This is a genomic window from Proteus vulgaris, from assembly GCF_016647575.1.
In the GTDB taxonomy this organism is placed as follows: Bacteria; Pseudomonadota; Gammaproteobacteria; order Enterobacterales; family Enterobacteriaceae; genus Proteus; species Proteus mirabilis_B.
The window spans coordinates 3,269,735-3,284,225 of sequence record NZ_CP032663.1; the positions used below are offsets into that span (position 1 = coordinate 3,269,735).

At 42.6% G+C, this 14,491-nt stretch carries 10 protein-coding genes, 1 tRNA gene and 2 rRNA genes; 8 read left to right on the forward strand and 5 right to left on the reverse strand.

The genetic code is table 11. The annotated features are described in order from the left end of the window. Positions 1–75: 75 nt before the first annotated feature. From D7029_RS15040 to gmhB, 4 genes are all read right to left on the reverse strand, one after another. Positions 76–3,083 (reverse strand): 23S ribosomal RNA (locus D7029_RS15040). Between the two features lie 237 nt (positions 3,084–3,320). Then, a tRNA-Glu gene (locus tag D7029_RS15045) sits at positions 3,321–3,396 on the reverse strand. Positions 3,397–3,480: 84 nt separating this feature from the next. Then, positions 3,481–5,023: ribosomal RNA gene (locus D7029_RS15050) — 16S ribosomal RNA — on the reverse strand. The 16S and 23S rRNA genes sit together here with 1 tRNA gene alongside, the layout of an rRNA operon. A 396-nt stretch (positions 5,024–5,419) precedes the next feature. After that, a complete protein-coding gene (gene gmhB, locus D7029_RS15055; RefSeq protein WP_194951116.1) occupies positions 5,420–5,986 on the reverse strand; it encodes a D-glycero-beta-D-manno-heptose 1,7-bisphosphate 7-phosphatase in 567 nt (188 codons plus the stop codon). Positions 5,987–6,178: 192 nt separating this feature from the next. On the opposite strand from gmhB, the gene metN reads away from it, so the two are divergent. The 7 genes from metN (at position 6,179) to D7029_RS15090 (ending at position 12,928) form a co-directional block, all read left to right on the forward strand. Continuing rightward, positions 6,179–7,210: a methionine ABC transporter ATP-binding protein MetN gene (metN, locus tag D7029_RS15060; protein ID WP_088494714.1), complete on the forward strand. Its 1,032-nt coding sequence runs from the start codon at positions 6,179–6,181 to the stop codon at positions 7,208–7,210. Beyond that, a complete protein-coding gene (locus D7029_RS15065; protein WP_023582692.1) occupies positions 7,203–7,856 on the forward strand; it encodes a methionine ABC transporter permease MetI in 654 nt (217 codons plus the stop codon). The genes metN and D7029_RS15065 overlap by 8 nt, the downstream gene beginning before the upstream one ends. Before the next feature lie 66 nt (positions 7,857–7,922). Further along, positions 7,923–8,738, forward strand: a complete 816-nt coding sequence (locus D7029_RS15070; protein ID WP_075671666.1) for a MetQ/NlpA family lipoprotein — start codon at positions 7,923–7,925, stop codon at positions 8,736–8,738. A gap of 130 nt (positions 8,739–8,868) precedes the next feature. After that, positions 8,869–9,279 carry an Rcs stress response system protein RcsF gene (gene rcsF / locus D7029_RS15075; protein WP_088494713.1) on the forward strand — a complete coding sequence of 137 codons (411 nt, stop codon included), beginning with the start codon at positions 8,869–8,871 and terminating at the stop codon, positions 9,277–9,279. After that, positions 9,276–9,983 carry a tRNA (N6-threonylcarbamoyladenosine(37)-N6)-methyltransferase TrmO gene (tsaA, locus tag D7029_RS15080; protein WP_194951117.1) on the forward strand — a complete coding sequence of 236 codons (708 nt, stop codon included), beginning with the start codon at positions 9,276–9,278 and terminating at the stop codon, positions 9,981–9,983. The genes rcsF and tsaA overlap by 4 nt, the downstream gene beginning before the upstream one ends. A gap of 478 nt (positions 9,984–10,461) precedes the next feature. Next, a complete protein-coding gene (proS, locus tag D7029_RS15085) occupies positions 10,462–12,177 on the forward strand; it encodes a proline--tRNA ligase (RefSeq protein ID WP_194951118.1) in 1,716 nt (571 codons plus the stop codon). Between the two features lie 352 nt (positions 12,178–12,529). Next, on the forward strand, positions 12,530–12,928 hold the full coding sequence (locus D7029_RS15090) for a YceK/YidQ family lipoprotein (protein WP_194951119.1): 399 nt from the start codon (positions 12,530–12,532) through the stop codon (positions 12,926–12,928). A gap of 328 nt (positions 12,929–13,256) precedes the next feature. Here the strand turns inward: D7029_RS15090 and nlpE are convergent, their stop codons facing one another. After that, entirely contained in the window at positions 13,257–13,937 is a 681-nt protein-coding gene (gene nlpE / locus D7029_RS15095; protein WP_088494710.1) for an envelope stress response activation lipoprotein NlpE, read from the reverse strand. Positions 13,938–14,199: 262 nt separating this feature from the next. Between nlpE and rof the strand changes: the two genes are divergently transcribed. Then, a complete protein-coding gene (gene rof / locus D7029_RS15100) occupies positions 14,200–14,460 on the forward strand; it encodes a Rho-binding antiterminator (protein WP_194951120.1) in 261 nt (86 codons plus the stop codon). Positions 14,461–14,491: the final 31 nt, after the last annotated feature.

Sequence of the window (14,491 nt, forward strand, 5' to 3'; positions counted from 1 at the left end):
ACCAGCAATATTCAATCTTAAACAAGCTTACTTCATCTACTGTTTGTCTCTCAGACAAAACACCTTCGGTGTTGTCAGGTTAAGCCTCACGGTTCATTAGTACTGGTTAGCTCAACGTATCGCTACGCTTACACACCCAGCCTATCAACGTCTTAGTCTTAAACGTTCCTTTAGGTCACTCAAGGTGACAGGGAAGACTCATCTCGAGGCAAGTTTCCCGCTTAGATGCTTTCAGCGGTTATCTCTTCCGCACTTAGCTACCGGGCAATGCCATTGGCATGACAACCCGAACACCAGTGGTGCGTTCACTCCGGTCCTCTCGTACTAGGAGCAACCCCTCTCAATCTTCCAACGCCCACGGCAGATAGGGACCGAACTGTCTCACGACGTTCTAAACCCAGCTCGCGTACCACTTTAAATGGCGAACAGCCATACCCTTGGGACCTACTTCAGCCCCAGGATGTGATGAGCCGACATCGAGGTGCCAAACACCGCCGTCGATATGAACTCTTGGGCGGTATCAGCCTGTTATCCCCGGAGTACCTTTTATCCGTTGAGCGATGGCCCTTCCATTCAGAACCACCGGATCACTAAGACCTACTTTCGTACCTGCTCGAGCCGTCACTCTCACAGTCAAGCTGGCTTATGCCTTTGCACTAACCGCATGATGTCCGACCATGCTTAGCCAACCTTCGTGCTCCTCCGTTACTCTTTAGGAGGAGACCGCCCCAGTCAAACTACCCACCAGACACGGTCCCCGATCCAGATTATGGACCTAGGTTAGAACATCAAACGTTAAAGGGTGGTATTTCAAGGTTGACTCCATGCAGACTGGCGTCCACACTTCATAGTCTCCCACCTATCCTACACATCAAGGCTCAATGTTCAGTGTCAAGCTATAGTAAAGGTTCACGGGGTCTTTCCGTCTTGCCGCGGGTACACTGCATCTTCACAGCGAGTTCAATTTCACTGAGTCTCGGGTGGAGACAGCCTGGCCATCATTACGCCATTCGTGCAGGTCGGAACTTACCCGACAAGGAATTTCGCTACCTTAGGACCGTTATAGTTACGGCCGCCGTTTACTGGGGCTTCGATCAAGAGCTTCTCCTTACGGATAACCCCATCAATTAACCTTCCAGCACCGGGCAGGCGTCACACCGTATACGTCCACTTTCGTGTTTGCACAGTGCTGTGTTTTTAATAAACAGTTGCAGCCAGCTGGTATCTTCGACTGGCTTCGGCTCCGTCCGCAAGGGACTTCACTTACCGCCAGCGTGCCTTCTCCCGAAGTTACGGCACCATTTTGCCTAGTTCCTTCACCCGAGTTCTCTCAAGCGCCTGAGTATTCTCTACCTGACCACCTGTGTCGGTTTGGGGTACGATTGTTGGTAACCTGAAGCTTAGAGGCTTTTCCTGGAAGCAGGGCATCAATTGCTTCACCACCTTAGTGGCTCGTCATCACACCTCAGCATTAAGTGACCGGATTTGCCTAATCACTCTGCCTACATGCTTGAACCGGGACGACCGTCGCCCGGACAACCTAGCCTTCTCCGTTCCCCCATCGCAGTTACCACCAGTACGGGAATATTAACCCGTTTCCCATCGACTACGCTTTTCAGCCTCGCCTTAGGGGTCGACTCACCCTGCCCCGATTAACGTTGGACAGGAACCCTTGGTCTTCCGGCGTGCGGGTTTTTCACCCGCATTATCGTTACTTATGTCAGCATTCGCACTTCTGATACCTCCAGCATACCTCACAGTACACCTTCGCAGGCTTACAGAACGCTCCCCTACCCAACAACACATAGTGTCGCTGCCGCAGCTTCGGTGCATGGTTTAGCCCCGTTACATCTTCCGCGCGGGCCGACTCGACCAGTGAGCTATTACGCTTTCTTTAAATGATGGCTGCTTCTAAGCCAACATCCTGGCTGTCTGAGCCTTCCCACTTCGTTTCCCACTTAACCATGACTTTGGGACCTTAGCTGGCGGTCTGGGTTGTTTCCCTCTTCACGACGGACGTTAGCACCCGCCGTGTGTCTCCCGTGATAACATTCTTCGGTATTCGCAGTTTGCATCGAGTTGGTAAGTCGGGATGACCCCCTAGTCGAAACAGTGCTCTACCCCCGAAGATGAGTTCACGAGGCGCTACCTAAATAGCTTTCGGGGAGAACCAGCTATCTCCCGGTTTGATTGGCCTTTCACCCCCATCCACAAGTCATCCGCTAATTTTTCAACATTAGTCGGTTCGGTCCTCCAGTTAGTGTTACCCAACCTTCAACCTGCCCATGGATAGATCACCGGGTTTCGGGTCTATACCCTGCAACTCATTCGCCCAGTTAAGACTCGGTTTCCCTACGGCTCCCCTATACGGTTAACCTTGCTACAGAATATAAGTCGCTGACCCATTATACAAAAGGTACGCAGTCACCCCACCACTAAGCCTCCTCTGCTTGATTTTGTTGGTTGGACGTCGCTTTCGCTCCGTCTACCGCACATTATCATGCAAAAGAATCGCTGTGAGTTCACCACTAGCTTAGTGGTGGGGCTCCTACTGCTTGTACGTACACGGTTTCAGGTTCTTTTTCACTCCCCTCGCCGGGGTTCTTTTCGCCTTTCCCTCACGGTACTGGTTCACTATCGGTCAATCAGGAGTATTTAGCCTTGGAGGATGGTCCCCCCATATTCAGACAGGATAACACGTGTCCCGCCCTACTCGTCGAGTTCACAATAACAGCATCTTCGGATACGGGGCTATCACCCTTTACTGCCGGACTTTCCAGACCGTTCTCCTGATGCTGCTATTGATTAAGACTCTGGGCTGTTCCCCGTTCGCTCGCCGCTACTAGGGGAATCTCGGTTGATTTCTTTTCCTCGGGGTACTGAGATGTTTCAGTTCTCCCGGTTCGCTTCATGACGCTATGTATTCACGTCATGATAATATCCATTGGATATTGGGTTTCCCCATTCGGAAATCGTCGGGTATAACGGTTCATATCACCTTACCGACGCTTATCGCAGATTAGCACGTCCTTCATCGCCTCTGATTGCCTAGGCATCCACCGTGTACGCTTATTCGCTTAACCTCACAACCCGAAGATGTTTCTCTCGAAGACCAATGTCTTGAGTTCACACTTCAAGGTCTGAGATTTTGAGAGACTCATCAATATACCTCGGTGATATATTGATTTGTTTTCAATTTTTCAGCTTGTTCCAGATTGTTAAAGAGCATAATAGGTAAAATAACTCATGCGAATTATCTTAACTATTCTCTGATTTTCATCAGACATAGTGTGGTACGCCTTTCACTCATACCGCGCAATTGGCGTCCCCTAGGGGATTCGAACCCCTGTTACCGCCGTGAAAGGGCGGTGTCCTAGGCCTCTAGACGAAGGGGACTCTTGTCAGCTTCGCAGACGCGCTTTTGCTCGTTCTTCATCAGACAATCTGTGTGAGCACTGCACATAACACGTATCTCTTAGGTAAGGAGGTGATCCAACCGCAGGTTCCCCTACGGTTACCTTGTTACGACTTCACCCCAGTCATGAATCACAAAGTGGTAAGCGCCCTCCCGAAGGTTAAGCTACCTACTTCTTTTGCAACCCACTCCCATGGTGTGACGGGCGGTGTGTACAAGGCCCGGGAACGTATTCACCGTAGCATTCTGATCTACGATTACTAGCGATTCCGACTTCATGGAGTCGAGTTGCAGACTCCAATCCGGACTACGACAGACTTTATGAGTTCCGCTTGCTCTCGCGAGGTCGCTTCTCTTTGTATCTGCCATTGTAGCACGTGTGTAGCCCTACTCGTAAGGGCCATGATGACTTGACGTCATCCCCACCTTCCTCCGGTTTATCACCGGCAGTCTCCTTTGAGTTCCCGCCATCACGCGCTGGCAACAAAGGATAAGGGTTGCGCTCGTTGCGGGACTTAACCCAACATTTCACAACACGAGCTGACGACAGCCATGCAGCACCTGTCTCAGAGTTCCCGAAGGCACTCCTCTATCTCTAAAGGATTCTCTGGATGTCAAGAGTAGGTAAGGTTCTTCGCGTTGCATCGAATTAAACCACATGCTCCACCGCTTGTGCGGGCCCCCGTCAATTCATTTGAGTTTTAACCTTGCGGCCGTACTCCCCAGGCGGTCGATTTAACGCGTTAGCTCCAGAAGCCACGGTTCAAGACCACAACCTCTAAATCGACATCGTTTACAGCGTGGACTACCAGGGTATCTAATCCTGTTTGCTCCCCACGCTTTCGCACCTGAGCGTCAGTCTTTGTCCAGGGGGCCGCCTTCGCCACCGGTATTCCTCCACATCTCTACGCATTTCACCGCTACACGTGGAATTCTACCCCCCTCTACAAGACTCTAGCCAACCAGTTTCAGATGCAATTCCCAAGTTAAGCTCGGGGCTTTCACATCTGACTTAATTGACCGCCTGCGTGCGCTTTACGCCCAGTAATTCCGATTAACGCTTGCACCCTCCGTATTACCGCGGCTGCTGGCACGGAGTTAGCCGGTGCTTCTTCTGCGGGTAACGTCAATTGCTAAGAGTATTAATCTTAACACCTTCCTCCCCGCTGAAAGTACTTTACAACCCTAAGGCCTTCTTCATACACGCGGCATGGCTGCATCAGGCTTGCGCCCATTGTGCAATATTCCCCACTGCTGCCTCCCGTAGGAGTCTGGGCCGTGTCTCAGTCCCAGTGTGGCTGATCATCCTCTCAGACCAGCTAGAGATCGTCGCCTAGGTGAGCCATTACCTCACCTACTAGCTAATCCCATATGGGTTCATCCGATAGCGCAAGGTCCGAAGAGCCCCTGCTTTGGTCCGTAGACGTCATGCGGTATTAGCCACCGTTTCCAGTAGTTATCCCCCTCTATCGGGCAGATCCCCATACATTACTCACCCGTCCGCCGCTCGTCAGCAAGAAAGCAAGCTTTCCCCTGTTACCGCTCGACTTGCATGTGTTAGGCCTGCCGCCAGCGTTCAATCTGAGCCATGATCAAACTCTTCAATTAAAAGTGTTTGATGCTCAAAGAAATCGAAAACTTAGCTATTCATAAATGAATTTACTTTTGTTGTTCACTCTTCAAGACTTGATACATCTAATATTTTAGAAGATATCGTCTCTGCGAGTGCCCACACAGATTGTCTGATAATTTGTTAAAGAGCAGTGCAACTTTCGCTGCCGTTTCCGGTCTTCTGCGTTGTTGCGAGGAGGTGCATTCTACATCTTCCTCATTCAGTGTCAAGCGTTTATTTCCAAGGCTTTTCACTTTTTTTCTTCGTTCTCTCAGTCAGTTCGCTTAGCGCCCTGTGCCGTGACAACGAGGACGCATTATAGGGAGTTTTCTGAGGCTGGCAATAGTTTTTTAAAAAAAAATGTTCGTTTGTTGGTAAATTAAACGAAGTGCCTATTTTTTGTGGCTTTTTAGCCATTTTGGCAAGTCTGCAAGGCTATCGAGAACGAAATCTGCACACTGTTGTGCCTCTTCAGTTATCTCTTTTCCTGTGCGAACAAGAATTTTATGCCCCACTCCTGCACCTTTTGCTGCCAACATATCTTCTTTTTTATCGCCAACCATATAAGAAGAAGCCATATCGATGTTTAATTGTGCTTTCGCATCCATAAACATACCTGAGGCTGGTTTGCGACAATCACACTCTTTCTTATATTCTTCTACAGCGGCATCTGGATGATGAGGACAATAATAGATACCGTCTAAATCAACACCTCTATCAGCCAAAGACCAATCCATCCACTCTGTTAGATGTAAAAATTGATCTTCACTATAGTAGCCACGACCAATACCCGATTGATTCGTTACTAGTACCAAGGCATATCCCATAGCTTTTAATTCAGCCATTGCCTCAATAACACCATCGATAAATTCAAAGTTATCAATTTCAGACACATAACCATGGTCTATATTAATAGTTCCATCGCGATCTAAGAAAATCGCAGAAATCCCCTTGCTCACAGCATTACTCCATTTAGATATTTTTATTAGTATCGCATGTTTTTTCTTATATAGAGAATGATATCCATGGCTTTCTTTCTTTATTACTCTTCAACTCTTTTTTATTGACTTAGCCGTCTAGACGCCTTAACATCTATTTTAACTCGGGCAGAATAGTCTTTATGTCCCATATCTACTTATATAAAGAAAAACATGATTAAACTGACGAATATAAACAAAGTGTTTAAGCAGGGAGAGCGTTCTATACAAGCGCTATCAAACATTAACCTGCATGTGCCTCAAGGGCAGATTTTTGGTGTTATCGGATCGTCAGGAGCGGGTAAAAGTACACTTATACGTTGTGTGAACATGTTAGAAAAACCAACTTCAGGTGAAGTACTTGTTGATGGTCGTGATCTAACTAAGTTATCTGATAAAGAATTAACAAAAGCACGTCGCGGTATTGGTATGATTTTCCAACATTTCAACTTACTGTCTTCTCGTACAGTGTTTGATAATGTGGCACTGCCATTAGAACTTGATAGTACGCCTCGTGCTGAAATTAATAAGCGTGTTAATGAGTTACTTGAATTAGTCGGTTTGTCAGATAAGAAAGAGTATTACCCAGCAAACTTATCTGGCGGACAAAAGCAACGTGTTGCAATTGCACGCGCACTAGCAAATTCACCAAACGTTTTATTGTGTGATGAAGCAACTAGCGCACTTGATCCAGCAACAACACGTTCTATTTTAGAATTATTAAAAGACATTAACCGTCGTTTAGGCCTTACCATTTTATTAATCACGCATGAAATGGATGTTGTAAAACGCATTTGTGATCAGGTTGCAGTAATAAGTGGTGGTGAATTAGTTGAAAGTGATGCAGTGAGTGAAGTTTTCTCTCATCCAAAAACACCTGTTTCTCAGGCTTTTATTCAATCAACACTACAATTAGATATTCCTGAAGATTACAAAGAACGAATGAAACCAGAGTGGGAAGAAGGTTTATTCCCATTATTGAAACTTGAATTTAATGGTCAATCAGTCGATGCACCATTAATGTCCATCGTTGCTCGCCGTTTTGACGCAGATATTAATATCTTGAGTTCACAAATGGACTATGCCGGTGGAGTGAAGTTTGGCGTGATGTTAGCTGAACTACACGGTAAGAATGGTAATACTGAAAAGTCGATTGCGTTTTTAGAAGAGCATCATGTGAAAGTAGAGGTTCTCGGTTATGTCTGAAGGAATGGTTTATTTATTAATTAGTGGGATCTGGGAAACCTTAGTCATGACCTTCGTTTCAGGCTTCTTTGGTTTTGTTATCGGACTACCGCTTGGTGTTTTACTTTATGTCACACGTCCTGAACAGATTATGGCAAATCCACCTGCCTATCGTGTCATCTCAGCACTTGTGAATATCTTTAGGGCTATTCCTTTTATTATCCTGCTTGTATGGATGATCCCTTTTACTCGCTTGGTTGTAGGAACATCTATTGGCTTGCAAGCAGCCATCGTGCCATTAACAGTTGCAGCAGCACCTTTTATTGCTCGTATGGTCGAAAATACACTATTGGAAATCCCACAAGGATTAATTGAAGCATCTCGTTCTATGGGTGCAACACCAATGCAAATTATTAAGAAAATTTTATTACCAGAATCTTTACCAGGCTTGATTAACGCTGCAACTATTACACTGATTACATTAGTGGGTTACTCCGCAATGGGTGGTGCCGTTGGTGCAGGTGGTTTAGGTCAAATTGGCTATCAATATGGTTACGTTGGCTATAATGCAACTGTAATGAATATTGTGATTGTTCTACTCGTTATTCTTGTTTTTATCATTCAGTTTTTCGGCGATCGCTTAGTGAAGCTGACAACACATAAATAATTAAATTGAAGGTTCCAATTATTAAATCGAAACCTTTTAATTAACGGATCAAATAAGGGTAAATGTATGTCATTGAAATTTAAATCGCTCGCAGTCGTAAGTGCTTTAGTTGGCGCATTAGCATTAGCTGGTTGTGGTGAAAAAGAAAAAGATCCAAACCATATTCGTGTTGGTGTTATTTCTGGCTCTGAGCAACAAGTTGCCGAAGTAGCAAAACAAGTTGCTAAAGATAAATATGGTCTTGATGTAGAACTCGTTACTTTCAATGACTTCGTAATGCCGAATGAATCATTAAGTCGTGGTGATATCGATCTTAATGCATTCCAGCACAAACCTTATTTAGATCAGCAAATTAAAGATCGTAATTTCAAAATTACAGCAGTAGGAAATACGTTTATTTATCCTATCGCAGGTTACTCTAAAAAAATTACTGATTTAGCTGATTTACCTGATGGCGCTCAAGTGGCTATCCCTAACGACCCAACTAATTTAGGTCGTTCGCTGCTGTTATTAGAAAAGGTAGGATTAATTAAATTAAAAGATGGTGTGGGCTTATTACCAACGTCTTTAGATATTATTGAAAATCCTAAAAATCTAAAATTAGTCGAGTTAGAAGCACCTCAATTACCTCGTTCATTAGATGATCAAAAAATCTATTTAGCGGTAATCAATACAACTTATGCTAGCCAAGTAAACTTAACGCCAGCAAAAGACGGTATTTTTGTTGAAGATAAAGACTCTCCATATGTAAATATCATTGTTGCCCGTGAAGATAATAAAGACAGTGAAAATGTGAAGAAATTTATCCAAGCTTACCAAACGGATGAAGTAGATAGTGCTGCAAATAAAATCTTTAACGGCGGTGCTGTAAAAGGCTGGTAATACGTTAAAATTTAACTTAATTATAAAAAAGGCGGACATTTGTTCGCCTTTCTCTTTTTTACTTGGTTAATTTGCATTAAATTAGTGCCGTTTAATTTTTGTATAGACAATAATAAAGAGGATATTACCCATGCACATGCGCTTGCTACTTATTGGCATCATGGCGCTGTTTATGACAGGCTGTTCAATGCAAAAATCATCTGATGTTGATCAGTCTAAATTTACGGATATGCGTTTAAATAAACCTGGGCAACCACAAAAACCAAGGTCACAAACTTTACCTTCAGTACGTATTGTTGAAAAAACTGAAGACCTTTTAGGAGCTCCTTTTAAAGATCTCGGGATTGTCGCCGGTGAATCTTGTCGTCAAACATTACAAGATCCACCAGCAAGTCTACCTATTGCTAAAAAAAGAATGGCAACAAAAGCTGCCTACAAAAATGCGAATGCCGTTTTATTACATGAATGCCAAATTGTCACAGGCTTAGGTTGCTACCAATCTGCTATTTGTGAAGGCACAGCATTACTCATTACAAAATGAACACCTACCAAATGAATCCTATAGGGTATATTTCGAGCCCTTATAAAGAAAAATTTGCCGTTCCACGCCAACCTGGATTAATCCAGGATGGCGGCGGCCAACTTATTCTACACACGCCTTATAATCACCCTGATGCAGTTCGAGGCTTAGAGCAATTTAGTCACCTTTGGTTGATCTTTGTTTTTCATCAAACAGCCCAACAAGGTTGGCATCCTCTCGTTCGCCCCCCGAGATTAGGCGGAAACGCCAAAATTGGAGTATTTGCAACGCGCTCAACCTTTCGCCCTAACCCAATTGGCATGTCATTGGTTGAATTGAAAAAAGTAAATACGGACAACCAGTCTGTTATTTTAGAATTAGGTAGCCTTGATTTAGTGGATGGCACTCCTATTCTTGATATCAAACCTTATTTACCGTTTGCAGAATCGCGCCCAAATGCAATTGCAGGGTTTGCACAAGAAGCACCAAGTAACGAAATGCCCATTTTCTTTTCACAGGTTGCATCAGAACAACTGCAACACTATGCCAATGACTACCCTCATCTTTCACGTTTTATTACCCAAGTATTACAGCAAGATCCTCGTCCTGCTTATAAAAAAGGCGAACAAAGTGATAGAATTTATGCGGTACACTTACTCAAATTTAATGTTCGCTGGCAAGTCAATGGACAACAGACACTTGTTCTTAGTATAGAACCGCGGTAACTTGCTATTATCTTCATTGATATTGCTATCATGAATAGTCTAATCTGAGAGTCATTCTCATGTCTTTAGACAAATCAGATTGAAAAAAATGCTTTGCCCCTTTTGGCAGACCTAAGTCACTGGTAGACTAGAGCGTGTTGACCTTTGATGGTCGATTTTATTCGAATTAAAAGCATTTTAGGCAAGGAGAGGGACTTGCCGCCTAGTGAACTAAGCTAGCGCCTCTCAACGCAGAATAAAATGAGTGAAACGTCTTTTAATCGAACCCGTAGGGCTGTTTTTATTTTTAAGTGGTCATTGTTAATGTCAATCAATGCCCAAACTCAAAATAGTTGAATATGTTGCTTGTTTTATAAATTTCTTTTGCTGTAAAAATAAGCAGCAAAGATCAACACGCTCTAGAGTCTTTCTCTAATTATATTGATGTAGACTGGCGTGACAGTCAGCCTAAGTATTTTTGTTCTAATGGAACCTAATAATGCGTACTAGCCACTATTTGCTCTCTACTTTAAAAGAGACACCTGCTGATGCAGAAATTGTCAGCCATCAACTTATGCTTCGCGCAGGCATGATCCGTAAACTCGCTTCTGGTCTTTATGATTGGATGCCGACAGGGGTTCGTGTTCTAAGAAAAATTGAAAAAATTGTTCGTGAAGAGATGGATAACGCTGGATCACTTGAGATTTCAATGCCCGTTGTTCAACCCGCTGACTTATGGCTAGAAAGTGGTCGTTGGGAACAATACGGCCCTGAATTACTGCGTTTTTCAGACAGAGGCGAGCGCCCATTTGTTTTAGGCCCAACTCACGAAGAAGTTGTTACTGATATTGTTCGTAATGAAATTACCTCTTACAAACAACTTCCGCTGAACTTATATCAAATTCAAACTAAATTCCGCGACGAAGTACGCCCTCGTTTTGGTGTTATGCGCTCTCGCGAATTTATCATGAAAGATGCTTACTCTTTCCATATCTCTCAAGAGTCTTTACAAGAGACTTACGACAGAATGTATGAAGCCTACAGCAAAATTTTCTCTCGTATTGGTTTAGATTTTCGTCCAGTGCTTGCAGATACAGGCTCTATTGGTGGTAACGCCTCTCATGAATTCCAAGTTTTAGCTGACAGCGGTGAAGATGATATCGTCTTCTCAACAGGCTCTGACTATGCAGCCAATATCGAATTAGCAGAAGCAGTAATGCCTGCAACGCCACGTGCAGTTGCAACTGAAGAATTACGTTTAGTAGATACCCCAAATGCTAAAACAATTGCTGAATTAGTTGAACAGTTCAATTTGCCAATTGAAAAAACAGTTAAGACACTGATTGTTCATGGTACGAAAGAAAGTGGTCACCCATTAGTTGCATTATTAGTTCGTGGCGACCACGAGCTTAATGAAGTTAAAGCAGAAAAATGCGCTATCGTTGCAGCACCTTTAACTTTCGCTACTGAAGCTGAAATCCGCCAAGCTGTAAATGCAGGTCCAGGCTCATTAGGCCCAGTTAATCTGCCACTGCCAGTAATTATGGATCGTTCTGTCTCTGTAATGAGTGATTTCGGTGCTGGTGCAAACGTTGATGGTAAACACTATTTTGGTATCAACTGGGAGCGTGACCTGCCTGTTGCTGAAATTGCTGATATCCGTAATGTTGTTGAAGGCGATCCAAGCCCAGACGGCAAAGGAACATTACTGATCAAACGTGGTATTGAAGTTGGTCATATTTTCCAACTTGGCACAAAATACTCAGAAGCATTAAAAGCAACGGTACAAAACGAAGAAGGTCATAACCAAATCGTCACTATGGGTTGTTATGGTATCGGTGTAACTCGTATTGTTGCTGCCGCTATTGAACAAAACCATGATGCTCGCGGTATTATTTGGCCAGATGCGATTGCTCCATTCCAAGTAGCTATTTTACCAATGAATATGCATCGTTCTTATCGTGTTAAAGAAGTTGCTGACAGACTTTATGACGAGTTACGTGCTCAAGGTATTGATGTTCTGTTTGATGACCGTAAAGAGCGTCCAGGTGTGATGTTTGCTGATATGGAACTTATTGGTATTCCACACACTATCGTGATCGGCGATCGTAACCTAGACAACGATCAAATCGAATATAAAGCGCGTCGTAGTGATGATAAATCACTAGTCAATGTTGACGATGTTGTTGCCTTTATTAAAGAGCAACTCGCTTAATTATTAGGCCCCTTATCTTTAAGGGGCTTGATTGATAAATAACAAGCGTGTCTCTCAGACACGCTTGTAACTATAATCAGAATAATATATCAATCGCCGATTACATCTTTTTTATACGTTTCCTTCCTGCTCTAACTTCCCGAATAAAGTCATATACTGCTGATAAACACTCATTTCAGCATATTGAGGTTCTTTGACCCAAATCATTATAATCGCGCAGTTAGCTGTTTTTATCAGAATGATCTAGTAATAAATATAAATTAAAACGAGTATGTTATTTATTATTTCGTTATATAAATGGCTATTTTAACTCACTATTTTTCTATTATTTTAAATTTACATAGGAAATATTATGAAAAGATTTGGAGCAATAGTTGGTATTCTTTTTATATTATCTGGATGTGGAACAATAAATAGAGCAAAGAGTAGTAATGATTATTACCGAGGTACTGATACTGATGTCGAAATTATTAATGAACCTTATGCTTGGTTAATTACTTTGGGAATGTACCCTATATTCTCAATTATCAGTTTACCTATTGATGTTGTCCTTGATACCGCCCTTCTTCCCGTTGATCATGTGATAAAAACCCAGAAAGAAAAGGCGCGCGCCGAAGAACGCAATAGACATAAACAAGAAACTGAAAGTAGTATCTCAGATGAACAGCAACATTCAACGTTAACGCCTTCCACTCCCCCCTCTCCAGTTTCTCCTACTCATGAGCGCTGGCTAGAGAACAATATAAAATAAGTTATTGTTGTAATATCTTTAAAAATAATAGGTTATTTAAAATACATTACGAAAAGGAAATTATTTAGATAATGCAGTAATAGGAAATTTCTTTGATATATTAAAAATAAAATTTTTTTTATACGAAGTAATTTAAAGAGATAGATGAATTAGAAAAATACTTTATGAAGATATCAAGCACAATAATACTGCACAGATAAACTTAAAATGAAAAAGACTGAGTTCAGCTCAATACCGGACTCAGTCTTTACTCAACTCATTTTAACTGTCTAATAAACGCAAGGCTATTCAATAAGCGATTTTTTTATCAAAACAAAACCGCCAAAACTTAACTTCTGCCACCACGATGGTTTCCGCAAGAGCCATGGCGATTAAAACGAGGCTTATCATCTGTAACCACTAAAGCTCGATCATATTTACCATCTTCCATTGAAGGACGAATGCTGTAATAACCATTAACTTCGAGGTAAACAGGTGTTCCACCATCAACACCGGTTGAGAAATAGCCTTTTTCTAATTCAATACCATTAGCTGCATAAACTCGCCCTGATTGGCAATCTTTAAACGTACCTGCATCGGCAAAGTAGGTAAATTCACCCGCAAGCTGTTTAGGCTGAACCTTAGCTAAAGTATAATTTAGTTCTGAATTAATGACGTTGCCATCAATATCAAGCATGACTAATTTATCTTCACGAGGTAAATAATAGCTCTTTTCACCGTAACTATTAGTCAACGTCAGCTTATCTTTACCTAATACCCATGTTCCTGATTCAAAGAAACTACGTTTATCATCAGGTGAACCTTGATAGCTTTGCTCCATAACATAAGAGCCATCTTGATTAACAAGAATTGTCGTGTCGATACCAGAGCAATCGGCACAAGGCAGAATACTGTTGTAAGTTTGGTCTACAATTTTTCCATCAAGTGATAAGCCAATGTTATTTTGGCAACCTGACAGTACAAATAACCCAGCAGCAACGGCTGCAAATAAAAGTTTTTTCCCCATCATCGACTCCCTACATTCTGGGTACTTTTTAATAAATCATTCTCAATATGATTCTAACATTTTTTAAAATAAAAGGGGGCAATAAAACAAGCTTTAAGACAAATGCACCCATAATTGTTAATTATTTCTCAAATCACTTCTAATAAAGAACTATTTCAGAAAATTATTATAATAACTATTGTGCTCACATCGAATAACAGCATAATGATTTTATTCTGAATTATTCACTGGCGGCAACACCGCCACGAAAGAGTGGTGAGGGAATATGTCAACAAATACAGAATATCAACCAATTAACTGTGATGATTACGAGTATCTGGAGTTAGCATGCCAGCGTGGTTTAGCACTCCATATTGAACTGCATGATGGTGAGCTTATTGAAGGTATCGCGGATGACCTTTTCTTAAGCAAGAAAGTTGAATACCTAAAAGTCAAAACGTCTGAAGGCTCTAAAGATTTGCGACTGGATATTATTGCCAGTTTTTCTAATCCCGAACTTGGGACAATCATTATAAAATCGGAATAACCGAATAAGGAACAACCGCCAGCCGGCGGTT